General features: G+C 72.9%; 18 protein-coding genes. 14 read left to right on the forward strand and 4 right to left on the reverse strand.

Going from position 1 to position 20,191, the window contains the following annotated elements; all coding sequences use genetic code 11:
• Positions 1–66 precede the first annotated feature (66 nt).
• The 8 genes from tatA to ACZ63H_RS13610 all read left to right on the forward strand — a co-directional run bounded on the left by tatA (position 67) and on the right by ACZ63H_RS13610 (position 9,332).
• Positions 67–348, forward strand: a complete 282-nt coding sequence (tatA, locus tag ACZ63H_RS13575; protein ID WP_467935749.1) for a Sec-independent protein translocase subunit TatA — start codon at positions 67–69, stop codon at positions 346–348.
• A 47-nt stretch (positions 349–395) separates the two neighbouring features.
• Positions 396–1,346 carry a twin-arginine translocase subunit TatC gene (tatC, locus tag ACZ63H_RS13580; protein WP_469864488.1) on the forward strand — a complete coding sequence of 317 codons (951 nt, stop codon included), beginning with the start codon at positions 396–398 and terminating at the stop codon, positions 1,344–1,346.
• Between the two features lie 146 nt (positions 1,347–1,492).
• The gene (locus tag ACZ63H_RS13585) at positions 1,493–4,345 is read left to right on the forward strand and encodes a DEAD/DEAH box helicase (protein ID WP_469864490.1); all 2,853 of its coding nucleotides are present in this window, start codon (positions 1,493–1,495) and stop codon (positions 4,343–4,345) included.
• A gap of 369 nt (positions 4,346–4,714) precedes the next feature.
• Positions 4,715–6,385, forward strand: a complete 1,671-nt coding sequence (locus ACZ63H_RS13590) for an ATP-binding protein (protein ID WP_469864492.1) — start codon at positions 4,715–4,717, stop codon at positions 6,383–6,385.
• Positions 6,382–6,786, forward strand: coding sequence for a roadblock/LC7 domain-containing protein (locus ACZ63H_RS13595; RefSeq protein WP_469864494.1), 405 nt, complete (start codon positions 6,382–6,384; stop codon positions 6,784–6,786). The genes ACZ63H_RS13590 and ACZ63H_RS13595 overlap by 4 nt, the downstream gene beginning before the upstream one ends.
• On the forward strand, positions 6,783–7,199 hold the full coding sequence (locus ACZ63H_RS13600; protein WP_469864496.1) for a DUF742 domain-containing protein: 417 nt from the start codon (positions 6,783–6,785) through the stop codon (positions 7,197–7,199). The genes ACZ63H_RS13595 and ACZ63H_RS13600 overlap by 4 nt, the downstream gene beginning before the upstream one ends.
• Positions 7,180–7,800, forward strand: a complete 621-nt coding sequence (locus tag ACZ63H_RS13605; protein ID WP_469864498.1) for a GTP-binding protein — start codon at positions 7,180–7,182, stop codon at positions 7,798–7,800. The genes ACZ63H_RS13600 and ACZ63H_RS13605 overlap by 20 nt, the downstream gene beginning before the upstream one ends.
• Before the next feature lie 44 nt (positions 7,801–7,844).
• Positions 7,845–9,332 carry a cytochrome P450 gene (locus tag ACZ63H_RS13610; RefSeq protein ID WP_469864500.1) on the forward strand — a complete coding sequence of 496 codons (1,488 nt, stop codon included), beginning with the start codon at positions 7,845–7,847 and terminating at the stop codon, positions 9,330–9,332.
• A gap of 16 nt (positions 9,333–9,348) precedes the next feature.
• On the opposite strand, the gene ACZ63H_RS13615 is transcribed toward ACZ63H_RS13610, so the two are convergent.
• Entirely contained in the window at positions 9,349–10,311 is a 963-nt protein-coding gene (locus ACZ63H_RS13615) for a pseudouridine synthase (RefSeq protein ID WP_469864502.1), read from the reverse strand.
• Between the two features lie 103 nt (positions 10,312–10,414).
• Between ACZ63H_RS13615 and ACZ63H_RS13620 the strand changes: the two genes are divergently transcribed.
• Positions 10,415–10,996, forward strand: a complete 582-nt coding sequence (locus ACZ63H_RS13620) for a GNAT family N-acetyltransferase (protein WP_469864504.1) — start codon at positions 10,415–10,417, stop codon at positions 10,994–10,996.
• A 361-nt stretch (positions 10,997–11,357) separates the two neighbouring features.
• Here ACZ63H_RS13620 and ACZ63H_RS13625 read toward each other — a convergent pair whose 3' ends face one another.
• Both ACZ63H_RS13625 and ACZ63H_RS13630 read right to left on the reverse strand, forming a co-directional pair.
• Positions 11,358–12,206 (reverse strand): siderophore-interacting protein, encoded by an 849-nt coding sequence (locus tag ACZ63H_RS13625; protein ID WP_469864506.1) that lies wholly within the window; start codon positions 12,204–12,206, stop codon positions 11,358–11,360.
• 142 nt (positions 12,207–12,348) lie between these two features.
• Complete coding sequence (locus ACZ63H_RS13630; RefSeq protein WP_469864508.1) at positions 12,349–13,269, reverse strand: 5'-3' exonuclease; 921 nt, start codon at positions 13,267–13,269, stop codon at positions 12,349–12,351.
• 183 nt (positions 13,270–13,452) lie between these two features.
• On the opposite strand from ACZ63H_RS13630, the gene ACZ63H_RS13635 reads away from it, so the two are divergent.
• From ACZ63H_RS13635 to ACZ63H_RS13650, 4 genes are all read left to right on the forward strand, one after another.
• The gene (locus ACZ63H_RS13635) at positions 13,453–14,529 is read left to right on the forward strand and encodes a quaternary amine ABC transporter ATP-binding protein (RefSeq protein ID WP_469864510.1); all 1,077 of its coding nucleotides are present in this window, start codon (positions 13,453–13,455) and stop codon (positions 14,527–14,529) included.
• Positions 14,522–16,336 carry an ABC transporter permease/substrate binding protein gene (locus ACZ63H_RS13640; RefSeq protein ID WP_469864512.1) on the forward strand — a complete coding sequence of 605 codons (1,815 nt, stop codon included), beginning with the start codon at positions 14,522–14,524 and terminating at the stop codon, positions 16,334–16,336. The genes ACZ63H_RS13635 and ACZ63H_RS13640 overlap by 8 nt, the downstream gene beginning before the upstream one ends.
• Positions 16,337–16,717: 381 nt before the next feature.
• Complete coding sequence (locus ACZ63H_RS13645; RefSeq protein ID WP_469864514.1) at positions 16,718–17,287, forward strand: helix-turn-helix domain-containing protein; 570 nt, start codon at positions 16,718–16,720, stop codon at positions 17,285–17,287.
• A gap of 22 nt (positions 17,288–17,309) precedes the next feature.
• Positions 17,310–18,032 carry a helical backbone metal receptor gene (locus ACZ63H_RS13650; protein ID WP_469864516.1) on the forward strand — a complete coding sequence of 241 codons (723 nt, stop codon included), beginning with the start codon at positions 17,310–17,312 and terminating at the stop codon, positions 18,030–18,032.
• Here ACZ63H_RS13650 and ACZ63H_RS13655 read toward each other — a convergent pair.
• Positions 17,944–19,089, reverse strand: a complete 1,146-nt coding sequence (locus ACZ63H_RS13655; RefSeq protein ID WP_469864518.1) for a TDT family transporter — start codon at positions 19,087–19,089, stop codon at positions 17,944–17,946. The two genes, ACZ63H_RS13650 and ACZ63H_RS13655, sit on opposite strands and share 89 nt — an antisense overlap.
• A gap of 70 nt (positions 19,090–19,159) precedes the next feature.
• On the opposite strand from ACZ63H_RS13655, the gene ACZ63H_RS13660 reads away from it, so the two are divergent.
• Positions 19,160–20,083: a LysR family transcriptional regulator gene (locus ACZ63H_RS13660; RefSeq protein WP_469864520.1), complete on the forward strand. Its 924-nt coding sequence runs from the start codon at positions 19,160–19,162 to the stop codon at positions 20,081–20,083.
• Positions 20,084–20,191: the final 108 nt, after the last annotated feature.

Below are 20,191 nucleotides of genomic sequence, written 5' to 3' on the forward strand. Positions count from 1 at the left end.
CGGACGCATGTCCGACTGGTCGGACAGCACCCCCACCCAGCCGCCTCGGTGAGAAGGTAAAAATTCATGTTCGGTGGAAAAATCGGAGCTCCCGAGATCATTCTGATCCTCGTCGTCATCATTCTGCTGTTCGGCGCGAAGAAGCTTCCGGACATGGCGCGCTCGCTCGGCAAGTCCGCCCGCATCCTCAAGAGCGAGGCGAAGGCGATGAAGGAAGAGGGCAAGACCTCCACCCCGGCGTCCGGTACCACCGAGCAGTCCTCGGCCCAGCGCACCATCCAGGCGGCCCCCGGTGACGTGAACAGCTCCCGGCCGGTCAACGAGCCGACGGATTCCGCCCAGCGCTGACACAAGGCCGGAAAGCCCCGGCCTGCCGCACGAGATGAGGACGTGGGTTGCTCAAGCCTGCCCGCAAGAAGGAGAGAGATCCCGAGGGGCGGATGCCCCTCGCGGATCACCTTCGTGAGCTCCGCAACCGGCTCGCGAAGGCGATGCTGGCCATCGTCATCGTGACGATCGTCGCGGCCTTCTACTACAACGACATCATCAACTTCCTGACGGAGCCGATCCTGGATTCGGTCGGCTGCCGGGAGACCTTCGCGGAGCTGGCCAAGTCCAACGGCAAGACCCAGTGCGCGGAGATCACGATCAACGGTCTTCTCGCGCCGTTCACGCTGGCCCTCCAGGTCTCGCTGATGGCCGGCGTCGTGGCCGCCTCGCCGATCTGGCTCTACCAGCTCTGGGCGTTCGTCGCGCCGGGTCTGCACCGGCACGAGAAGAAGTACGCCTACGCCTTCGTCTTCACCGGCGCCCCGCTGTTCTTCGGCGGCGCCTTCTTCGCGTACAAGCTGCTGCCGACCACGGCCAAGGTGCTGATCGACTTCACACCGAACGGCGACATCAAGAACCTGCTGCCGCTCGACGACCTGCTCCAGCTGGTCACCCGCATGGTGATCGTCTTCGGCCTCTCCTTCGAGCTGCCGCTGCTGCTGGTCATGCTCAATCTCACCGGAGTACTGACCGGCAAGCGGATGCTGAGCTGGTGGCGTGCCATGATCCTCGGCATCACGGTCTTCGCGGCCGTGGCCACCCCGAGCACCGACCCGCTGTCCATGCTGGCCCTGGCCGGGCCGATCTGGGTGCTGTACTTCGCGGCGGTCGCGTTCTCGCTCCTCAACGACAAGCGCCGGCGCCTTCGCGAGGCCGCGGGCCCCGACGACGACGAGGCATCCGAGCTGGACCTCACGCCCGAGGAGATCGGCGAGGCCGAGCCGGTCCCGGCCGCCCGCGCCCTGCCCGAGCAGACGAGCACCGACCGGGTCAACGGCTACGACGACGTGACCTGACCGGTCCGCGGGCCCCGGCCCGCACCGAGCCGCCGGGCACGATGCCCCCGCCCCCCGGGATCCGCCGGGGGCGGGGGCATCCTTCTGTGCCGCCGCGGACCTCGCACGGCCGGGGCGCGCTCCGCCGTCCGTCCGGGATCCGGATAATGATCGTCCTGTTGTCAGTGGGGCCCGGTACGCTCGAAAGTACGATGACAGAGGATCTCTCACCGGCCGAGCGGTATGCCGCAGCCCGCAGGCGGGCTGCCGAGCAGGCCACCGCGCTCGCCTCCTTCCGCGAGATGTACGACTTCGGCCTCGACCCCTTCCAGATCGAGGCCTGTCAGGCACTCGAAGCGGGCAAGGGCGTGCTGGTGGCCGCCCCCACCGGCTCGGGCAAGACGATCGTGGGCGAGTTCGCCGTCCACCTCGCCCTGCGGCAGGGCAAGAAGTGCTTCTACACGACGCCCATCAAGGCGCTGTCGAACCAGAAGTACGCCGACCTGTGCCGTCGCTACGGCACGGGGAAGGTCGGCCTGCTCACCGGCGACAACAGCGTGAATTCCGACGCCCCGGTGGTCGTGATGACCACGGAGGTGCTGCGGAACATGCTCTACGCCGGCTCGCAGACCCTCCTCGGCCTCGGGTACGTGGTCATGGACGAGGTGCACTACCTCTCCGACCGCTTCCGCGGCGCCGTCTGGGAGGAAGTGATCATCCACCTCCCGGAGTCGGTGACCCTGGTCTCGCTCTCCGCGACCGTGTCCAACGCCGAGGAGTTCGGCGACTGGCTGGACACCGTCCGCGGCGACACCGAGGTGATCGTCTCCGAGCACCGGCCCGTGCCGCTGTTCCAGCACGTCCTCGCCGGCCGGCGGATGTACGACCTGTTCGAGGAGGGCGAGGGCCACAAGAAGGCCGTCAACCCCGACCTGGTCCGCCTGGCCCGCATGGAGGCCACCAGGCCGTCGTACCAGGACCGCAGGCGCGGCCGCGCGATGCGCGAGGCCGACCGGGAGCGGGAGCGCAGACAGCGCTCGCGGGTGTGGACGCCGGGCCGTCCCGAGGTCATCGAGCGCCTGGACTCCGAGGGCCTGCTGCCCGCCATCACCTTCATCTTCAGCCGCGCCGCCTGCGAGGCCGCCGTCCAGCAGTGCCTGTACGCGGGCCTCAGGCTCAACGACGAGGAGGCGCGGGAGCGGGTCCGCGCCCTGGTCGAGGAGCGCACCGCCCACATCGCCCACGAGGACCTGCACGTCCTCGGCTACTACGAATGGCTGGAGGGCCTGGAGCGGGGCATCGCCGCCCACCACGCGGGCATGCTGCCGACCTTCAAGGAGGTCGTGGAGGAGCTGTTCGTCCGCGGCCTGGTCAAGGCGGTGTTCGCCACCGAGACCCTCGCGCTCGGCATCAACATGCCGGCCCGCTCCGTGGTGCTGGAGAAGCTCGTCAAGTGGAACGGCGAGCAGCACGCCGACATCACGCCCGGCGAGTACACCCAGCTCACCGGCCGGGCCGGCCGCCGGGGCATCGACGTCGAGGGCCACGCCGTGGTGCTGTGGCAGCGCGGCATGAGCCCCGAGCACCTGGCCGGTCTCGCGGGCACGCGCACGTACCCGCTGCGCTCCAGCTTCAAGCCGTCGTACAACATGGCGGTCAACCTGGTCGAGCAGTTCGGCCGGCACCGCTCGCGCGAGCTGCTGGAGACCTCCTTCGCGCAGTTCCAGGCGGACAAGTCGGTCGTCGGCATCTCCCGCCAGGTGCAGCGCAACGAGGAGGGCCTGGCCGGCTACAAGGCGTCCATGACCTGCCACCTCGGCGACTTCGACGAGTACGCGCGGCTGCGCCGGGAGCTGAAGGACCGGGAGACCGAGCTGGCCCGGCAGGGCGCCTCCGAGCGCCGGGCGGAGGCCGCCGTCGCGCTGGAGAAGCTGAAGCCGGGCGACGTCATCCACGTGCCGACGGGCAAGTACGCGGGTCTCGCGCTGGTGCTGGACCCGGGCCTGCCCGCGGGCCGCTCCAACGGGCACCGCGGCTTCGACCACCACGACGGTCCGCGCCCGCTGGTGCTGACCGCCGAACGGCAGGTCAAGCGGTTGGCGACGATGGACTTCCCGGTGCCGGTGGAGCCGCTGGACCGGATGCGGATCCCGAAGTCCTTCAACCCGCGCTCGCCGCAGTCCCGCCGGGACCTCGCCTCCGCGCTGCGCACCAAGGCCGGGCACATCCCGCCGGAGCGGGCCCGCAAGAAGCGCTCGCAGGCCGCCGACGACCGCGAGATCGCGCGGCTGCGCACGGCGATCCGGGCGCACCCCTGCCACGGCTGCGACGACCGTGAGGACCACGCCCGCTGGGCCGAGCGCTACCACCGTCTGCTGCGCGACACCTCGCAGCTGGAGCGGCGCATCGAGGGGCGCACGAACACCATCGCGCGCACCTTCGACCGGATCGTGGCGCTGCTCACCGAGCTGGACTATCTGCGGGGCAACGAGGTCACCGAGCACGGCAAGCGGCTGGCGCGGCTGTACGGCGAACTGGACCTGCTGGCCAGCGAGTGCCTGCGGGAGCGCGTCTGGGAGGGGCTGGGCCCGGCCGAACTCGCCGCGTGCGTCTCGGCGCTGGTGTACGAGGCGCGGGCCGCGGACGACGCCATGGCGCCGAAGCTGCCTTCGGGCAAGGCCAAGGCGGCGCTCGGCGAGATGGTGCGGATCTGGGGCCGGCTCGACGCCCTGGAGGAGGACTTCCGGATCCGGCAGACCGAGGGCGTCGGCCAGCGCGAGCCGGACCTCGGCTTCGCCTGGGCCGCTTATATGTGGGCCTCCGGCAAGGGGCTGGACGAGGTGCTGCGCGAGGCGGACATGCCGGCCGGTGACTTCGTGCGCTGGTGCAAGCAGGTCATCGACGTGCTCGGGCAGGTCTCGGCGGCCGCGCCCGCGGAGGGCTCGACCGTGGCCAAGGCCGCGCGCAAGGCCGTCGACCAGCTGTTGCGGGGCGTGGTGGCCTACTCGTCCGTGGGCTGAGCAGAGCCGGGAGCGCGAAGACCGCTCGCCGGGGGAAACCGAGGCCGCACCCGTCCGGGTGCGGCCTCGCGTGCGTTTTCACTCGTTACGGTGAGTGACATTCGCACGTCCGTGCGTCGATACTGTCTGTGTGCGAACGGAAGCGGAATGTGTAAAGGGAGTCGAGCGTACTCCTGCCGCCGGGCCGTTTTCAGGTGCTTGCCGAAGATGACACGGCGTTGATCCGCCCGCACTAAGCTCGCCCGCGGCGCACCGAGTTGAGGCGATTCGTGTGCCCGTTCCCCTATGGGAAGTGCGTCCCGACGGTTCCCCATACCTTCCCCCGCGAGCCCCGCCCGACACCCAGCCCATTCGTCACAGAAGGCATCCATGGTGAGTGTTCAGAAGCCGCCCGGCCGCCGCGAACGTCCCTATGCGCGCGTGCTGTTGCCGCCGACCATAGTGATGGCCGCCGCGGCGGGAGCCGCCGTCGCCCTGGTCCCGCCCCCGGCCCGGACGGCCGTCGGCGTCTGCGGGGCGCTGGCCGTGCTGCTGGTCCTCGGCACGGCCGGGGAGGCCGCCCGGCGCGGCCGGCTGCTCCGCGAGGCCCAGGCCGAACACGCCCGCCACTCTGCCCGTCTGCACCAGGAGATCGCGCTCCACCACCACCTGATGGAGCGCTTCGCCAAGGACGTGCTGCCCCTCGGCTTCGTCCGGCTGCGCCGCGGCGAGGCGCTCCGGGACACCGTGCGCTACGTCTTCGACGAGGACCCCCAACTGCACGGCCTGCCCGACGGCTACCGAGAGCTGGTGCGCGTCGCGCTGACCGGCGCCGACCACGAGATCTCGATGCGCGACGCCACCGAGCGCTCCTACGTGAGCATCGCCCGCCGCGTCCAGGCGATCGTCCACCAGCAGGCGAAGGAACTGCGGGAGATGGAGGAGGACCACGGGCGCAACCCCGAGGTCTTCGACGACCTGCTGCGCATCGACCACGGCACCTCGCTGATCGGCCGCCTCGCCGACACGATCTCCGTCCTCGGCGGTGGCCGGCCGGGCCGCCAGTGGCCGCTGCCGGTCTCCCTGTACAGCACGCTGCGCGGCGCGATGTCCCGCATCCTGGAGTACCGCCGCATCGAACTGAGCTCCATCGTCAACATCAACATCAAGGGCACCGCGGTCGAGCCGGTGATCCACGCCGCCGCCGAACTCCTCGACAACGCCACCCGCTACTCGCCGCCCACCACCAAGGTGCACGTCACCGCCTCCGAGGTGCAGGCCGGCATCGCCATCGAGATCGAGGACGCGGGCGTCAGCCTCAGCGAGGAGTCCCGCGACCGCATCGAGAAGGCCATCGAGGACGCCAGGAACCTCGACGACGCGGACAACCTCGGCGAGAACCCGCGCCTCGGCCTCGCCGTCGTCGGCCGGCTCTGCAAGCAGTTCGACATGGAGGTCTCGCTGCGCTCCTCCGCCTACGGCGGTGTCCGCGCGATCCTCATCGTGCCGCGCGTCATGACGACCACCGAGCCCGGTGTCGGCGTCGCCCACGGCATCGGCGCCACCGGCATCCCCAAGCCCGAACTGGGCGCCGTGGAAGGCCCGAAGCGCCCGCCCAAGACCCGCCGCCCCACCAGCCCCAAGATCCCCGCCGGAATCTCCCTGGAGGACGACGTCCCGGAGGTCACCGAGTGGACCGCGAACGGGCTGCCGCAGCGTCGCAGCCGGGTGAAGGTCCCGCTCAGCCAGCGGATCGCGGAACAGGCCGCCATCGAGCGCGCCGAGCGCGAGGGCAGGCCCACCATCTGGTCCCGGACCCGGTCCGAACCGGAATTCGAGCCCGAGATCGACCCCGAGCGCCGCAAGCTCATGGACCGGCCGATCGGCTCCGGGATCGAGGCCTTCTGGAAGGGCCTCAGGGAGGGCATGCCCCCGGACGCCACCGGCCCCGAGCTGACCGACTTCACCCGCAACCCGACCAAGTACCTGCATCTGCTCAAAGATCCGGCCGAGTACGCCCAGGGCGCCATCGGGACCGACGACGAGGGGGACCTCAAGTGATCCAGCAGCGAGCGAACCTGGACTGGATGCTCAAGCAGCTCAACGACGGCGTACCGGGCATCGAGATGATCGTGGTGCTGTCCGCCGACGGACTGCGCATCGCCCGTTACGGCGGCGACCCCGACGCCGCCGACCGGGTGGCCGCCGCCTGCGCGGGCGTACAGAGCCTGGCCGGCGCCATCATCCGGGAACTGCCGGGCGCCGGCGACATGAAGCTCGTCGTCTTCGAGATCGAGGGCGGCTACTTCTACCTGATGAACGCCGGCCCCAACGCCTTCCTCGCCGTGCTCGCCGACGTCACCTGCGAACCGGGCCGGATGAGCGGCATGATGCGCGACCTCGTCGTCCGGATCGGCGCCCACCTCACCAGTCCGCCCCGGCGGAACGGGCAGACCGTATGACCCCTCCACGGCGCAAACGGCGCCGGCCGCAGCACCAGCAGCCCCGGCCGCTGGCGGTGGCGAAACCGGCGGGCGGCGCGCAGAAACCCGGCAATCCCGAACGGCTCTACACCATCGCCGGATCGGCGGACGGCCAACGGGCCGAACTCGACCTGGTGACGCTGATCGTGGCCCGCTCCGCGCCCCCCTTGTCCGCCTCCCCCGAGGTGGCGGCGGTGCTCCGGCTGTGCACCGCCCCCCTGTCCATGGCCGAACTCTCGGCCTACCTCCAGCTGCCGTTCAGCGCGATGACCGTACTGATCACCGAGCTGATCCAGGCGGAACTGGTGCAGGCGCGCGCCCCGGTCATCCGGCAGGCGGCTTTCGACCGTTCACTCCTCGAAGCGGTGATGCATGGACTTCAAAGGCTCTGACACGATCCCCGGCCCGCGCACCGAGGATCATCTGCCGCACACGGCCCAGGCCGCGGCGAAGATCGTGATCGTGGGCGGATTCGGCGTCGGCAAGACCACCATGGTCGGCTCCGTCAGTGAGATCAGGCCGCTGACCACCGAGGAGACCATGACCCAGGCCGGCATCGGCGTGGACGACGACTACGGCTCCGACTCCAAGACGGCCACCACCGTGGCCATGGACTTCGGCCGCATCAGCATCACCGGCGAACTGGTGCTCTACCTCTTCGGCACCCCCGGCCAGGAGCGCTTCTGGTTCCTGTGGAACGGCCTGTTCGAGGGCGCCCTCGGCGCGGTCGTCCTGGTCGACACCCGGCGCCTGGAGGTCAGCTTCGACGTCATGGGCCGCCTGGAGGAACGCGGCGTGCCCTTCGTCGTCGCCGTCAACTCCTTCCCGGACGCCCCTCGTTACCCGGTCGAGGAGCTGCGCTCCGCACTGGACCTGGGACCGGAGGTCCCGATCGTCGAGTGCGATGTGCGCCGCCGGGCCTCCAGCAAGGACGTGCTGCTGACCCTCACCCGCTTCCTGCACTCCCTCGCCCTGTCCGGCGCCCTCACCTGACCCCGGCGCCGGCCCACCCCCATCCGCTCCGGAGCGACACCACCGTGACGTCTGAAACCCCCTCCCTGACCGGCGCAGGCCCCCTCGACCCACCGCCGGGCTGCCCCGCGCACGGCCTCGGCGCCGGGGCACCGAGCCGGCTCTACGGCCCCGACGCCGACGACCTCGCCGGTCTCTACGAACGCCTGCGCGAACAGCACGGCCCGGTGGCCCCCGTGCTGCTCCACGGCGACGTGCCCATGTGGGTCGTGCTCGGGCACGCCGAGAACCTGCAACTGGTGCGCAGCCCCTCCCAGTACACCCGGGACAGCCGGATCTGGTCCCCGCTGAAGGACGGCCGGATCAAGCCCGACCACCCGCTCATGCCGCACATCGCCTGGCAGCCCATCTGCTCGCACGCCGAGGGCGCCGAGCACGAGCGGCTGCGCGACGCGGTCACCGCGGCCATCGCCACCATCGACCACCGCAGCGTCCGCCGGCACATCGGCCGCCACACCCAGGCCCTGGTCAACGGCTTCTGCGAGCGCGGGCGGGCCGACCTGGTCCCGCAGTTCGCCGAGCACCTGCCGATGGCCGTGATGTGCGAGATCCTCGGCATGCCCGAGGAGTACAACGACCGGATGGTGCAGGCCGCGCGGGACGCCCTGAAGGGCACCGAGACCGCCATCCAGAGCCACACCTACGTCATGGACGCGCTCGGCCGGCTCACCACCCGGCGGCGCGCCCGGCCCGAGGACGACTTCACCAGTCATCTCGTCGGCCACCCGGCCGGGCTGACCGACGACGAGGTCCGCGAGCACCTGCGGCTCGTGCTGTTCGCCGCCTACGAGGCGACGGCGAACCTCCTCGCCAACGCGCTGCGCATGGTCCTCACCGAGCCGGGCTTCCGGGCCCAGCTCAACGGCGGCCAGATGACCGTGCCGGAGGCGATCGAACAGTCCCTCTGGGACGAGCCGCCGTTCAGCACGGTCTTCGGCTACTACGCCAAGCAGGACACCGAACTGGGCGGCCGGCGCATCCGCAAGGGCGACGGGCTGCTGTTCGCGCCCGCCCCCGGCAACGTCGACCCGAGGGTGCGGCCCGACCCGTCGGCGAGCATGCAGGGCAACCGCTCCCACCTCGCCTTCGGCGGCGGCCCGCACGAGTGCCCCGGCCAGGACATCGGCCGGGCCATCGCCGACGTCGGCGTGGACGCGCTGCTGACGCGGCTGTCCGACATCCAGCTCGACTGCGCGGAGGAGGACCTGCGCTGGCGGTCGTCCATCGCCTCCCGGCACCTGGTGGCCCTGCCGGTGCGCTTCGACCCCAAGCCGCAGCAGGACGTGGACCTGCCGCCGCGGGCCATGCCGATCCCGCCGCAGCGCTCCGGCTGGCAGGTCGGCGCCCTGAGCAGCGACCCGGACCCGGCCGGCGCGCCCCGGCCGGCCGCCGCCGGCCCGCTGCCCGCACCGGAACCCGCCCCTCCGGCCCCCGAACCGGCCCGGCCCCGGGGCCTGTGGCAGCGGCTCCTGAGCTGGTGGCACGGCGGCTGACCCCGTCGGCCGAGTGTCAGCCGGGAGGCCGGGCCGCGTCGGACCAGTCGGTGTACGACGTCCAGGCACGCAGCTGACGGCCGCTGGTGAAGGCGTGGTGCGTGCCGGTGACCGGATCGGTGAACTCCAGTCGCCGGGCGAGCAGTTGCAGCGGGCGCCGGAAGTCGCCGGCCGGCACCGGGCCGGTCACCTCGGGATAGAGCGGATCGCCGAGGATGGGCACGCCCAGCGCGGCCAGGTGCACCCGCAGCTGGTGGGTCTGGCCGGTCACCGGGACCAGCCGGTAGCGGCCCAGCCCCGACCGGTGTCCGGCCAGCTCCACCCAGGTCTCGGCGTTCGGTTCGCCCGCGACCTCCCGGGCGGCCGGCACCCCGCGCTCCTTCACGATCCGGCTGCGCACGGTGCGGGGCAGGGCGAGCGCGGGATCGTACGGGGCGACGGCCTCGTACTCCTTGCGCACGCGCCGGTCGCGGAACAGGGTCTGGTAGGCGCCGCGTTCACCGGGGCGCACCGTGAACAGCACCAGCCCGGCGGTGAGCCGGTCCAGGCGGTGCGCCGCCGTCAGAGCCGGCAGGCCCAGTTCGTGCCGCAGCCGGGCCAGCGCGGTCTGGACGACATGCGAGCCGCGCGGGGTGGTGGCCAGGAAGTGCGGCTTGTCGGCCACCACGATGTGCTCGTCGCGGTACACCACCTCCACCGGGAACGGCACCGGCACCTCGGCGGGCGGCTCGCGGTGGAACCAGACGAACATCCCCGGCCGGTAGGGGGCGTCGGGCGGCACGGCCCGTCCGTCGGCGCCGACCACCTCGCCGGCGGCGAACATCGCCTCCACCATTCCGGGGCCGGCCCCCGTGAGCCGTGCCACCAGATGCTCCCGCACGGTGGCCCACGTCCCGTCCACGGGCAGCCGTACCCGTACGGGATCGACCCCGTCGCGTTGGGGGAGCGGGGCGGGCGGGGGCGGCGTGCGGCGACTCATCGGCGTCAAGGGTACGGCGCGTCAAGGGGGTGGTCGCACGGTCACCCGGCACGGTCGGTAAACGGGTGGGCCGCGTGGCCGTGCACCCGGCAGGATGTGGATCATGCCGTTTCTCATCCAGCCGGTGCTCACCCCCGGCTCCCTCGCCCGTCTTCCGCAGCCCGTCCTTCCCGCCGGCGGCGGTCTGGTGCTGCGCCCGTGGCGGGCCGAGGACGCGCCCGCCGTGCACGCCGCCTTCCAGGACCCGGCGATGCACCAGTGGCACATGAGGGCGTGCGACTCCGCGGAGGAGGCCGCCGACTGGATCGCGCAGTGGCGGGCGTCGTGGGCGGGGGAGACGGAAGCGCAGTGGGCCGTCGTGGACGAGCGGTCGGACGAGCTGCGGGGCCGGGTCGCGCTGCGGCAGATACTGCTCGGGGACGGCGTGGCCGAGGTGGCGTACTGGACGGTGTCACGGGCCCGGGGGCAGGGTGTGGCCGCCCGGGCCGCCGCCGCCCTGTCCGAGTGGGCCTTCGAGGAGATCGGCTTCCACCGGCTCGAACTCTTCCACGCCACCGCCAACGAGGCGTCCTGCCGGGTCGCCGCCAAGGCCGGCTTCGTCCTGGAGGGCACCAAGCGCAGCGCCCTCCTCCACCGGGACGGCTGGCACGACATGCATTTCCACGCGCGCGTGCGGGGGGACTGAGCGCCCGGCGCGGGCCGCGCACCGCGCGGGCCGGATCAGCGCGGGCCAGGTCAGCGCGGCCCGGCCCGGCGTGGGACGTGGGGGTGTACGGAGGTCCGGCGCCCGCGGAAAGCCCGGGCCGGGCGGGGGCGAGGCGTGCGAAGGTCTCGATGCGCCGGGGGCCGGGGAAGACGGCGGCACCCTCGTGGCGGATGCCGCCCGCCCGGCTGACCGGGCCCGGCCGCTCGGGTCCGCCCGCTCGCGCCCCGGCTCACCGGCCCGGCCCGATCAGACCCGGCCCGGTCACGTCCCGGCCCCGTTCAACGCCCAGCCCGGCCGAGCCCGGCCCGGCCGAGCCCGGCCCGGTCATGTCGCGGTCCGCTCAAGCCGCCGCCGTGGTGGTGCCCTCCTGCTCGGCCTCCACGCGGGCGTTCCACTCGCGCTTGGAGGCCTGCCAGCCGTCCTCGTTGTGGCCGAGGCGCCAGTAGCCGGAGATCGACAGGTCCTCGCGCGGGATCTGGTGCTCGATGCGCAGCAGCCGGCGCAGTTCCTTCACGACGCCCGCCTCGCCGTGCACGAAGGCGTGCACGCGGCCCTCGGGGAACTCCAGCCCCCGCACGGCCTCCAGCAGCGCCTCGCCGACCGGCCGGTCGCCGCGGTGCAGCCAGACGACCCGTACGCCGGTGTCGATCTTCTGCTCCTCCTCGGGGCCGGAGACCTCGACGAAGGCGTGCGCGCGGGCGCCGGCGGGCAGCGTCTCCAGGGCGCGGGAGATGGCCGGCAGCGCGCTCTCGTCTCCGGCGAGCAGGTGCCAGTCGGCCGCCGGGTCGGGCGCGTAGGCACCGCCGGGGCCCATGAAGCGCACGGTCTCGCCGGGCTGTACGCGGGCGGCCCAGGGGCCGGCCAGGCCCGCGTCGCCGTGGATCACGAAGTCCAGGGTCAGTTCGTGCCGCTCCGCGTCCCAGTCGCGCACGGTGTACGTCCGGGTCACCGGCCACTGCTCGCGCGGGAACTCGGCGCGGATCCGCTCCAGGTCGAAGGGGACCGGGTAGCTGACGCCGGGGGCACCGAACAGCAGCTTCACGTAGTGGTCGGTGCAGGTGTCCGCGGCGAATCCGGCGAGACCCGCGCCGCCGAGCACCACACGCTGCATGTGCGGGGTCAGCCGCTCGGTGCGCACCACCTGAGCGGTATGGGTCTTGCGCGGCTTTCGTCCCGGGCGCTCTGCCATGACGGCCTCCTGGGGTTGGTTAGGTTTACCTAAGTTAGCACCTCTGTCAATTCAAGACCCCTTCCGTGAGGCGCTCATGAGAGGCTTTTGCCGGAACCTTTCCCTCACCGCGCACCGGACCGCCTCTCCCGGACCGGCCGGATCAGCCCGTCAGGGTGGTCAGCAGGCGCTCCAGCGAGCCGCCCAGACCCCAGCGTCGGCCCAGCCCGGCCAGCGCCGCCGCATCGCGCGGAGCGCGCGGCAGGGCCGTGCCGACCTCCGGCAGCGGCACGTCGCCGGCCACCCGCACCACCTTCGGCGCGACCGCCAGGTACGGCCGGGCCTCGGCCAGCCGCCTGCGCTGCGCCGGCGTCAGCTTCGCCCCCGGATCGTCCACCGCCGCCATGATCCCGGCCAGGTCGCCGAACTCGGCGAGCAGCTTGGCGGCCGTCTTCTCGCCGATCCCGGCCACGCCCGGCAGGCCGTCGCTGGGGTCGCCGCGCAGCAGCGCCAGGTCCGCGTACCCGCGCCCGTCGACGCCATACTTCTCGCGCAGCACCGCCTCGTCGGTGAGCTGGAGCGTGCCGACGCCCTTCAAGGGGTAGAGCACCCGGACCCCGCGCTCGTCGTCCACCAGCTGGTACAGATCGCGGTCGCCGGTGACGATGTCGACCGGGCCCCGGGCCCGCGCGGTGAACGTGCCGATCACGTCGTCCGCCTCGTACCCCGCGACGCCCACGCGCGCGATGCCGATCGCGTCGAGCACCTCCTCGATCACCGGCACCTGCGGGGCGAGGGTGTCCGGCACCTCCTCCGCGTCCGGCGCGTCCGTGTGCTCCTCGGCGACCCGGTGCGCCTTGTAGGTGGGGATGAGGTCCACCCGCCACTGCGGGCGCCAGTCGGCGTCCATGCAGGCCACCAGGTGGTCCGGCCGGTGGTCCTTGACCAGCCGGTCGATGAAGTCCAGCAGCCCGCGCACCGCGTTGACGGGCGTGCCGTCCGGTGCCCGCACCGAGTCCGGGACGCCGAAGTAGGCGCGGAAGTACAGCGAGGCGGTGTCGAGAAGCATGAGTCGTCCGGTCACGCACGCATCATGCCGCACGCCACCGACAGCGCCCCGTAGTGCCGCACGGCACCGCCGGCGCCCCGTGCGCCGGGAACGCGTTGCGTGACGCGCACTGCCGTGAACCGGGCCACTTGCGGGTTTGCCCCGCCTTGACCTGGGGAGGCGCGGCCTCTGTCCTGTCCCCGAAGACGAGAGGTGCGCGTGTCACCCAGGCTTGAGGCAGAACATCTGTTCAAGGTGTTCGGAAGACGACCCGACGACGCGGTGGAGCGGCTGCGGCACGGCGCCGACCGGGCGGAGCTGCGCGCGGACGGCGTGACGGCAGCCGTGATCGACGCCTCCTTCCGCGTCGAGGCCGGCGAGATCTTCGTCGTGATGGGACTGTCGGGCTCCGGCAAGTCCACCCTGCTGCGCATGCTCAACGGGCTGCTGGAGCCGACCGCGGGCAGTGTGCGCTTCGACGGGCAGGACCTGACCGCGCTCGGCGACCGGGAGCTGCGCGAACTGCGCTCCCGCAAGATCAGCATGGTCTTCCAGCACTTCGCGCTGTTCCCGCACCGCAGCGTCCGGGACAACGCCGCCTACGGCCTGGAAGTGCAGGGCGTGCCCCGCGCCGAGCGCGAGCGCCGCGCCGACGAGGCGCTCGCCCTGTGCGGCCTGGCCGGCTGGGAGACCTCCTGGCCCGACGAGCTGTCCGGCGGCATGCAGCAGCGCGTCGGTCTCGCCCGCGCCCTCGCCACCGACGCGGACCTGCTCCTGATGGACGAGTCCTTCAGCGCCCTGGACCCGCTGATCCGCCGCGACATGCAGGACCAGCTGCTGGAGCTGCAGAAGACCCTGAAGAAGACGATCGTCTTCATCACCCACGACCTCAACGAGGCCATGCGGCTCGGCGACCGCGTCGCCGTGATGCGCGACGGCCGCATCGTGCAGACGGGCACCGCCGAGGACATCCTGCTGCGCCCGGAGAACGACTACGTGGCCTCCTTCATCCAGGACGTGGACCGTTCCCGGGTGCTGACGGCGGGCGCGCTCATGGACACCTCGGTGACGGCCGACGCGCCGCTGTGCGGCTGCGAGACCGCGACCCGTCAGACGCCGTTCGCGGAGCTGTGCGCGATCAGCGCCCGGCTGTCCCACCGCGTCTCGGTGGTGGACGGGGCGGGCCGGGTCGTCGGGGTGGTGCCGCGGCAGCGCCTGCTCGGCTTCCTCGGCGACGAGACGGCCGCTCCCGCGGCCTGCGACAACCCCGAGGGGAAGGTGATCAGCCGTGCCTAGGATCCACCTCGGCGACTGGGTCGACTCCGGCGTGGACTGGCTGGTCGCCCACCTCTCCTGGCTGTTCGACGCGGTCAAGGCCGTCATGGAGGGCATGTACGACGGCATCGACACCGTGCTCGCCGCTCCCCAGCCGCTGCTGATGGCGGGCATCCTCGCGGTGCTCGCCTGGTGGCTGCGCGGACTGCTCGCCGGTGCCCTCGCCTTCGCCGGGTTCGCCCTGGTCGACTCGCTCGACCTGTGGGACCGGGCGATGTCCACCCTGGCGCTGGTCCTGGTGGCGACCGTGATCGCCCTGCTGATCTCCCTCCCGCTGGGCATCTGGGCCGCCCGCTCCAAGACGGTCAGCGCCGTCGTACGGCCGGTCCTGGACCTGCTCCAGACCATGCCCTCGATGGTGCTGCTGATCCCGGCCATGCTCTTCTTCGGGCTGGGCACCGCCGCGGGCGTCGTCGCCACCCTGATCTTCGCGCTGGCCCCCGGCGTCCGCATGACCGAGCTGGGCATCCGCCAGGTCGACGCCGAGCTGGTCGAGGCCGCCGAGGCGTTCGGCACCACCCCGCGCGCCATCCTGTGGCGGGTGCAGCTGCCGCTCGCCCTGCCCACCATCATGGCCGGCGTCAACCAGGTGATCATGCTGGGCCTGTCCATGGTCGTCATCGCGGGCATGGTCGGCACCGGCGGCCTCGGCGGCGCCGTCAACGAGGCCATCGGCCAGCTCGACATCGGCTACGGCTTCGAGGCGGGCGTCGGCATCGTCGTCCTCGCCGTCTACCTGGACCGGGTGACCGGCGCGCTCGGCGCCCAGCTCTCCCCGCTGGGCCGCAGGGCCACCGCGAAGGCACGCACGCGCGCGTGGTCGTACCGCCCGCGCCCGGCCGTCGCGCTGGCCGGGGTGGTCGTCCTCGCCCTCGTCGCGGGCGGACTCGGTGTCTTCGGCCCCGCCGCGGGCACCTCCGAGGCCTCCGGCACGGACGTCGGCAAGGGCAAGGAGATCAGGATCGGCTACATCCCCTGGGACGAGGGCATCGCCTCCACCTTCCTGTGGCAGGAGATCCTCACGGAGCGCGGGTTCAAGGTGAGCACCACCCAGTACGCGGCCGGCCCCCTCTACACCGGCCTCGCCACCGGCCAGCTCGACTTCCAGACCGACTCCTGGCTGCCGACCACGCACGCCGAGTACTGGGCGAAGTACGGCGAGCGGCTGGACGACCTCGGCAAGTGGTACGGCCCCACCTCCCTGGAGCTGAGCGTGCCCTCCTATGTCAAGGACGTGAACTCCCTGGCGGACCTGAAGGACCACGCCTCCGAGTTCGGCGGGAAGATCGTGGGCATCGAGCCCAGCGCGGGCATGATGAGCCTGCTCAAGAGCAAGGTGCTCAAGGAGTACGGCCTCGAAGGCACCTACGACGTGGTCGACGGCTCCACCCCGGCCATGCTCGCCGAGCTGAAGCGCGCCTACGCCCGGCACCAGCCCGTCCTCGTCACCCTCTGGTCGCCGCACTGGGCCTACAGCGACTACGACCTGAAGAAGCTCGACGACCCTAAGGGCGGCTGGGGCGAGGGCGACGGCGTGCACACCCTCGCCCGCAAGGGCTTCGCCGCGGACAACCCGCGCGTCGGCCAGTGGCTGAAGGACTTCTCCATGACCGAGGAGCAGCTGACCGGCCTGGAGGCGCGGATCCAGAAGGCCGGCAAGGGCAAGGAGCAGGACGCCGTCCGCGGCTGGCTGCGCGACCATCCCGGCCTGCTCGACAAGTGGGCCCCCGTCGCCAAGGACGCCACCCACAGCGAGGCGGCCGGCTGACCCGACCGCCCAAGTTCGCCTCCCGAGGGGCGGGCGCCGCCGGACGCCGACGCGCGTCCGGGGCCGCCCGCCCCTCGGGCTGTCGTGCTCACGACTCACTTCAGGACAATCACCCCGGGTGACGACCCCTGGCCCGCACCCCGGCGGGGACCGGCCGGCCGACGGCTTCGTCCGCCTGGCGCACCCGTGCCGGGGCCCGTCCCGGCCCCGGCGCACTGGCGCGAACAGTGAGGGTGGAGGATCAGGGAGGTGTCGGGGATGTGACAGGCACGTGAAACGGTTTGCCGAACATGCGTAGGGTGCAGAGAAGTCATCGAAGAGGGACGCCCCGATAGGGGCACCCGGACAGCGGTACGACGAGCGAGGGAGGGAGCCGGAGCGATGGGCGACCACAAAGAACAGCCCGTGCGCGTGGGCGCGGCCGTCCGGCGGCGCCGCCGTGCGCTGGAGCTGACCCTCGCCGTCGTGGCCGAGCGCAGCGGCCTGTCGGTGCCCTTCCTCAGCCAGGTGGAGAACGACCGGGCCCGCCCGAGCCGCACGTCCCTGGAGAAGCTGGCCGACGCCCTGCGCACGACGGCCGTCGAACTCCTCGCCGCCGCCGACCCGGCGGCCAGCGTGGACGTGGTGCGCGCCGAACCGGCCGCCGAGGGCGACTTCGACCCGCGCACCCGCGCCCTGGTGCGCGGCCACCACCAGCTGCACGCGTCCGAGTTCACCGGCGACCACGACGCCGGCCGCGAGCTCCAGCACCGCAACGACGAGCTGATGTACGTCGCCGACGGCGCGGTGGAGATCGAGGCGGAGGGCCGCGCCTACCGCCTCGGCCGGGGCGACACCCTGTATCTGACCGGCGGTGTCCGGCACCGCTGGCGGGCCACGGTCCCGGACACCCGGATCATCGTGGTGGCGGTCGCCGAGCACATCGAGGCCGTCCAGGACAGGTCCCGCTGAGCGGCGGGCGGAAGGCGGCGCCGTGACGCGGGTGGTCTCCCTCGTCCCCTCCCTGACCGAGGCCGTCGCCGTGACGCTGCCCGGCGCCCTCGCCGGCGCCACCGACTGGTGCACCCACCCGGCCGGCCTCGACGTCCCCCGGATCGGCGGCACGAAGAACCCCCGGGTGGACCGGATCGTCTCCCTCGCCCCCGATCTGGTGATCGCCAACGAGGAGGAGAACCGCGCCCCCGACCTGGACGCCCTGCGCGCCGCCGGCATCGAGGTGCTGGTCACCGAGGTGCGCGGCGTGCCGCAGGCGTTCACCGAGCTGGACCGGGTGCTCACCGCGTGCGGCGCCCGGGGCCGGCCCGCCTGGCTGGACGCGGCGGAGGCGGCCTGGGCCGCGCTGCCCGAGCCCGCGGTCCGCGCGACGGCGGTCGTGCCCGTCTGGCGCCGGCCCTGGATGGTCCTCGGCCGGGACACCTTCGCGGGCGACGTCCTGGCCCGCCTGGGCGTGGACCACGTCTACGCCGGCCATCCCGAGCGCTATCCGCGCGTCCCCCTGGCCGAGCTGCGCGCCCGGGCACCCGACCTGGTCGTCCTGCCCGACGAGCCCTACCGCTTCACCGCCGGCGACGGCCCCGAGGCCTTCCCCGGCCTGCCCTGCGCCCTGGTCAGCGGACGGCACCTGACGTGGTACGGCCCGTCCCTGGCGCGAGCACCACGGACGCTGGCCGGGGCCCTGCGAGCAGCTCGCCGCTGAACAGGCCGCGCACGGTGCCGCGGGCCGCCGCGAGCCAGGCCGCGACCAGGACGGCGTACAGACCGACGGCCAGCGCCTCGTACGCCGCAAGGCCCGTGTGCCGGGCGAGGGCGGCGGCGCCGGTGACACAGGTGCCCACCGGGAAGGTGAACGCCCACCAGGTCAGGGCGAACCCCATGCCGCGCCGCCGGGCCAGCACCACGTGCGCGGTCGCCCAGGCGAACCAGAGCAGCGCGAAGCCCATCACGGGCACGCCGTACAGCACGGCGAAGACGGCGAGGCCACGGTCGTAGGGGGCCGGTACGACCCCGGGGGCGGCGTCCGCGATCAGGCCGGTGGCGGTGGCGGACTGCCCGAGCGGGCCGAGCACCAGGAACAGGGTCGGGGTGAGCGCGAGCGGCAGCGGCCCGGAGGTGATCAGCCGGGCGAAGACCAGCGGCAGCGTCAGCAGCACGGCCAGCAGGCTCAGCCCGAACAGCGAGAGACACGCGAGCAGCAGCGTCTCCCGGGGCTGCCCCGGCGGCAGGTGCGGCACCAGCAGCGGGCCGAGTGCCGCCGACACCATGGGCGCGACCAGCGGCAGCAGCCACACCGGGCTGGCCTGGGCGGGCCCGACGCGGTGCCGTACGGCCATCAGGTACGGCACGGCGACGGCGGCGGCGAGCCCGGTCACCGTGCCGGCGGTGTACAGCACGGTGTCCAGGGCGACGGCCGCGCGGGTGCCGATCAGGTCCCGGCCGGTCGTCAGGGCGCCGCCGCCGACCGACAGCAGGGCCATCGCCAGACAGCCGTGGAAGGGCGCCATGGCCGGGTCGAGGAGATGGGCGCGGGCCTGGTCCGGATGGCGGGCCCAGTGCAGGGCGCGGGCGGTCAGCAGGGCCACGAGCAGCAGCAGCGACAGCACCCACAGGGCCGCGAAGACGGCGCGCGGCGCGTTCGCCGGGGCGGGCAGCGCGACACCGGCCGAGCCGACGATCGCGGTGCCCATCACGGAGGCGTACCAGTTGGGGCCCAGGTGTCTGAGCGGGAGCGCACGGGGCCGGGCTGCGGTGACCATGCCCCCACCGTTTCTCATCGGTTCGCCCCTGACCAGGGAGTTCCCGTCTATGAGGGCATAAGCTGGTCTTATGAGCAGGGCCGAGGGACAGCAGGAACGCACGGGATCTCTGGCGCACCGGGTGCCGGACCTCGCCGCGCTGGAGCTGCTGCTCGCGGTGGCGCGGCTGGGCAGCCTGGGGGCGGCGGCCCGCGAGGTCGGCATCACCCAGCCGGCCGCGAGCAGCCGGCTGCGCTCCATGGAACGGCAGCTGGGGGTGGCCCTCGTCGACCGCTCCCCGCGCGGCTCCCGGCTCACCGACGCGGGCGCCCTGGTCACGGACTGGGCCCGTCGGGTGGTCGAGGCGGCGGCGGCCTTCGACGCGGGCGCGCGGGCGCTGCGGGACCGGCGGGACTCCCGGCTCAGGGTCGCGGCCAGCATGACCATCGCCGAGTACCTGCTGCCCGGCTGGCTGCTCGCGCTGCACGCCGAGCGGCCCGACACGGCGGTCTCGCTGCTCGCGGGCAACTCGGCGAAGGTCGCGGAACTGCTGCTGGCCGGGGAGGCGGACCTCGGGTTCGTGGAGGGGCTGTCCGTGCCCACGGGCCTGGACTCGGCGGTCATCGGCCACGACCGGCTGATCGTCGTCACCGCGCCCGGCCATCCGTGGGCCCGGCGCCGGCGGCCCCTGACGGCGGCGGAGCTGGCCTCCACCCCGCTCATCCTCCGCGAGCGCGGCTCGGGCACCCGCCAGGTCCTGGACGCGGCGCTCGGCGGCCTGGCCCGCCCGCTGATCGAGCTGTCCTCGACCACGGCGGTCAAGGCCTCCGCGGTCAGCGGCGCCGGCCCCTCCGTCCTCAGCGAACTGGCGGTGGGCGAGGAGCTGTCCCTGCGCCGCCTGGTCAGCATCCCCATAGAGGGCGTCCCCCTGCGCCGGGCCCTCAGAGCGGTCTGGCCGACCGGCCACCGCCCCACGGGCCCGGCAAGGGAACTCCTGTCCCTCACCCGCGCGTGACCCCCGAAGGACGGGGAACCCCCCGCCCACCCCCGACGCACCCGCACCGGCAACCGGCGGTGCGCCCGGAGGGTCGCGTGGGGCGGTGTGCTCGGCCACGTCGCACCC

The organism is Streptomyces sp. NPDC104831 (genome assembly GCF_055583025.1).

Coding starts and splice junctions, on each gene's coding strand:
- ACZ63H_RS13645 (WP_469864514.1), top strand. CDS start 16,718: ATGGGCGACCACAAAGAACAGCCCGTGCGCGTGGGCGCGGCCGTCCGG.
- ACZ63H_RS13615 (WP_469864502.1), bottom strand. CDS start 10,311: ATGAGTCGCCGCACGCCGCCCCCGCCCGCCCCGCTCCCCCAACGCGAC.
- ACZ63H_RS13585 (WP_469864490.1), top strand. CDS start 1,493: ATGATCGTCCTGTTGTCAGTGGGGCCCGGTACGCTCGAAAGTACGATG.
- ACZ63H_RS13655 (WP_469864518.1), bottom strand. CDS start 19,089: ATGGTCACCGCAGCCCGGCCCCGTGCGCTCCCGCTCAGACACCTGGGC.
- ACZ63H_RS13660 (WP_469864520.1), top strand. CDS start 19,160: ATGAGCAGGGCCGAGGGACAGCAGGAACGCACGGGATCTCTGGCGCAC.
- ACZ63H_RS13625 (WP_469864506.1), bottom strand. CDS start 12,206: ATGGCAGAGCGCCCGGGACGAAAGCCGCGCAAGACCCATACCGCTCAG.
- ACZ63H_RS13600 (WP_469864496.1), top strand. CDS start 6,783: ATGACCCCTCCACGGCGCAAACGGCGCCGGCCGCAGCACCAGCAGCCC.
- ACZ63H_RS13605 (WP_469864498.1), top strand. CDS start 7,180: ATGGACTTCAAAGGCTCTGACACGATCCCCGGCCCGCGCACCGAGGAT.
- ACZ63H_RS13620 (WP_469864504.1), top strand. CDS start 10,415: ATGCCGTTTCTCATCCAGCCGGTGCTCACCCCCGGCTCCCTCGCCCGT.
- ACZ63H_RS13590 (WP_469864492.1), top strand. CDS start 4,715: ATGGTGAGTGTTCAGAAGCCGCCCGGCCGCCGCGAACGTCCCTATGCG.
- tatA (WP_467935749.1), top strand. CDS start 67: ATGTTCGGTGGAAAAATCGGAGCTCCCGAGATCATTCTGATCCTCGTC.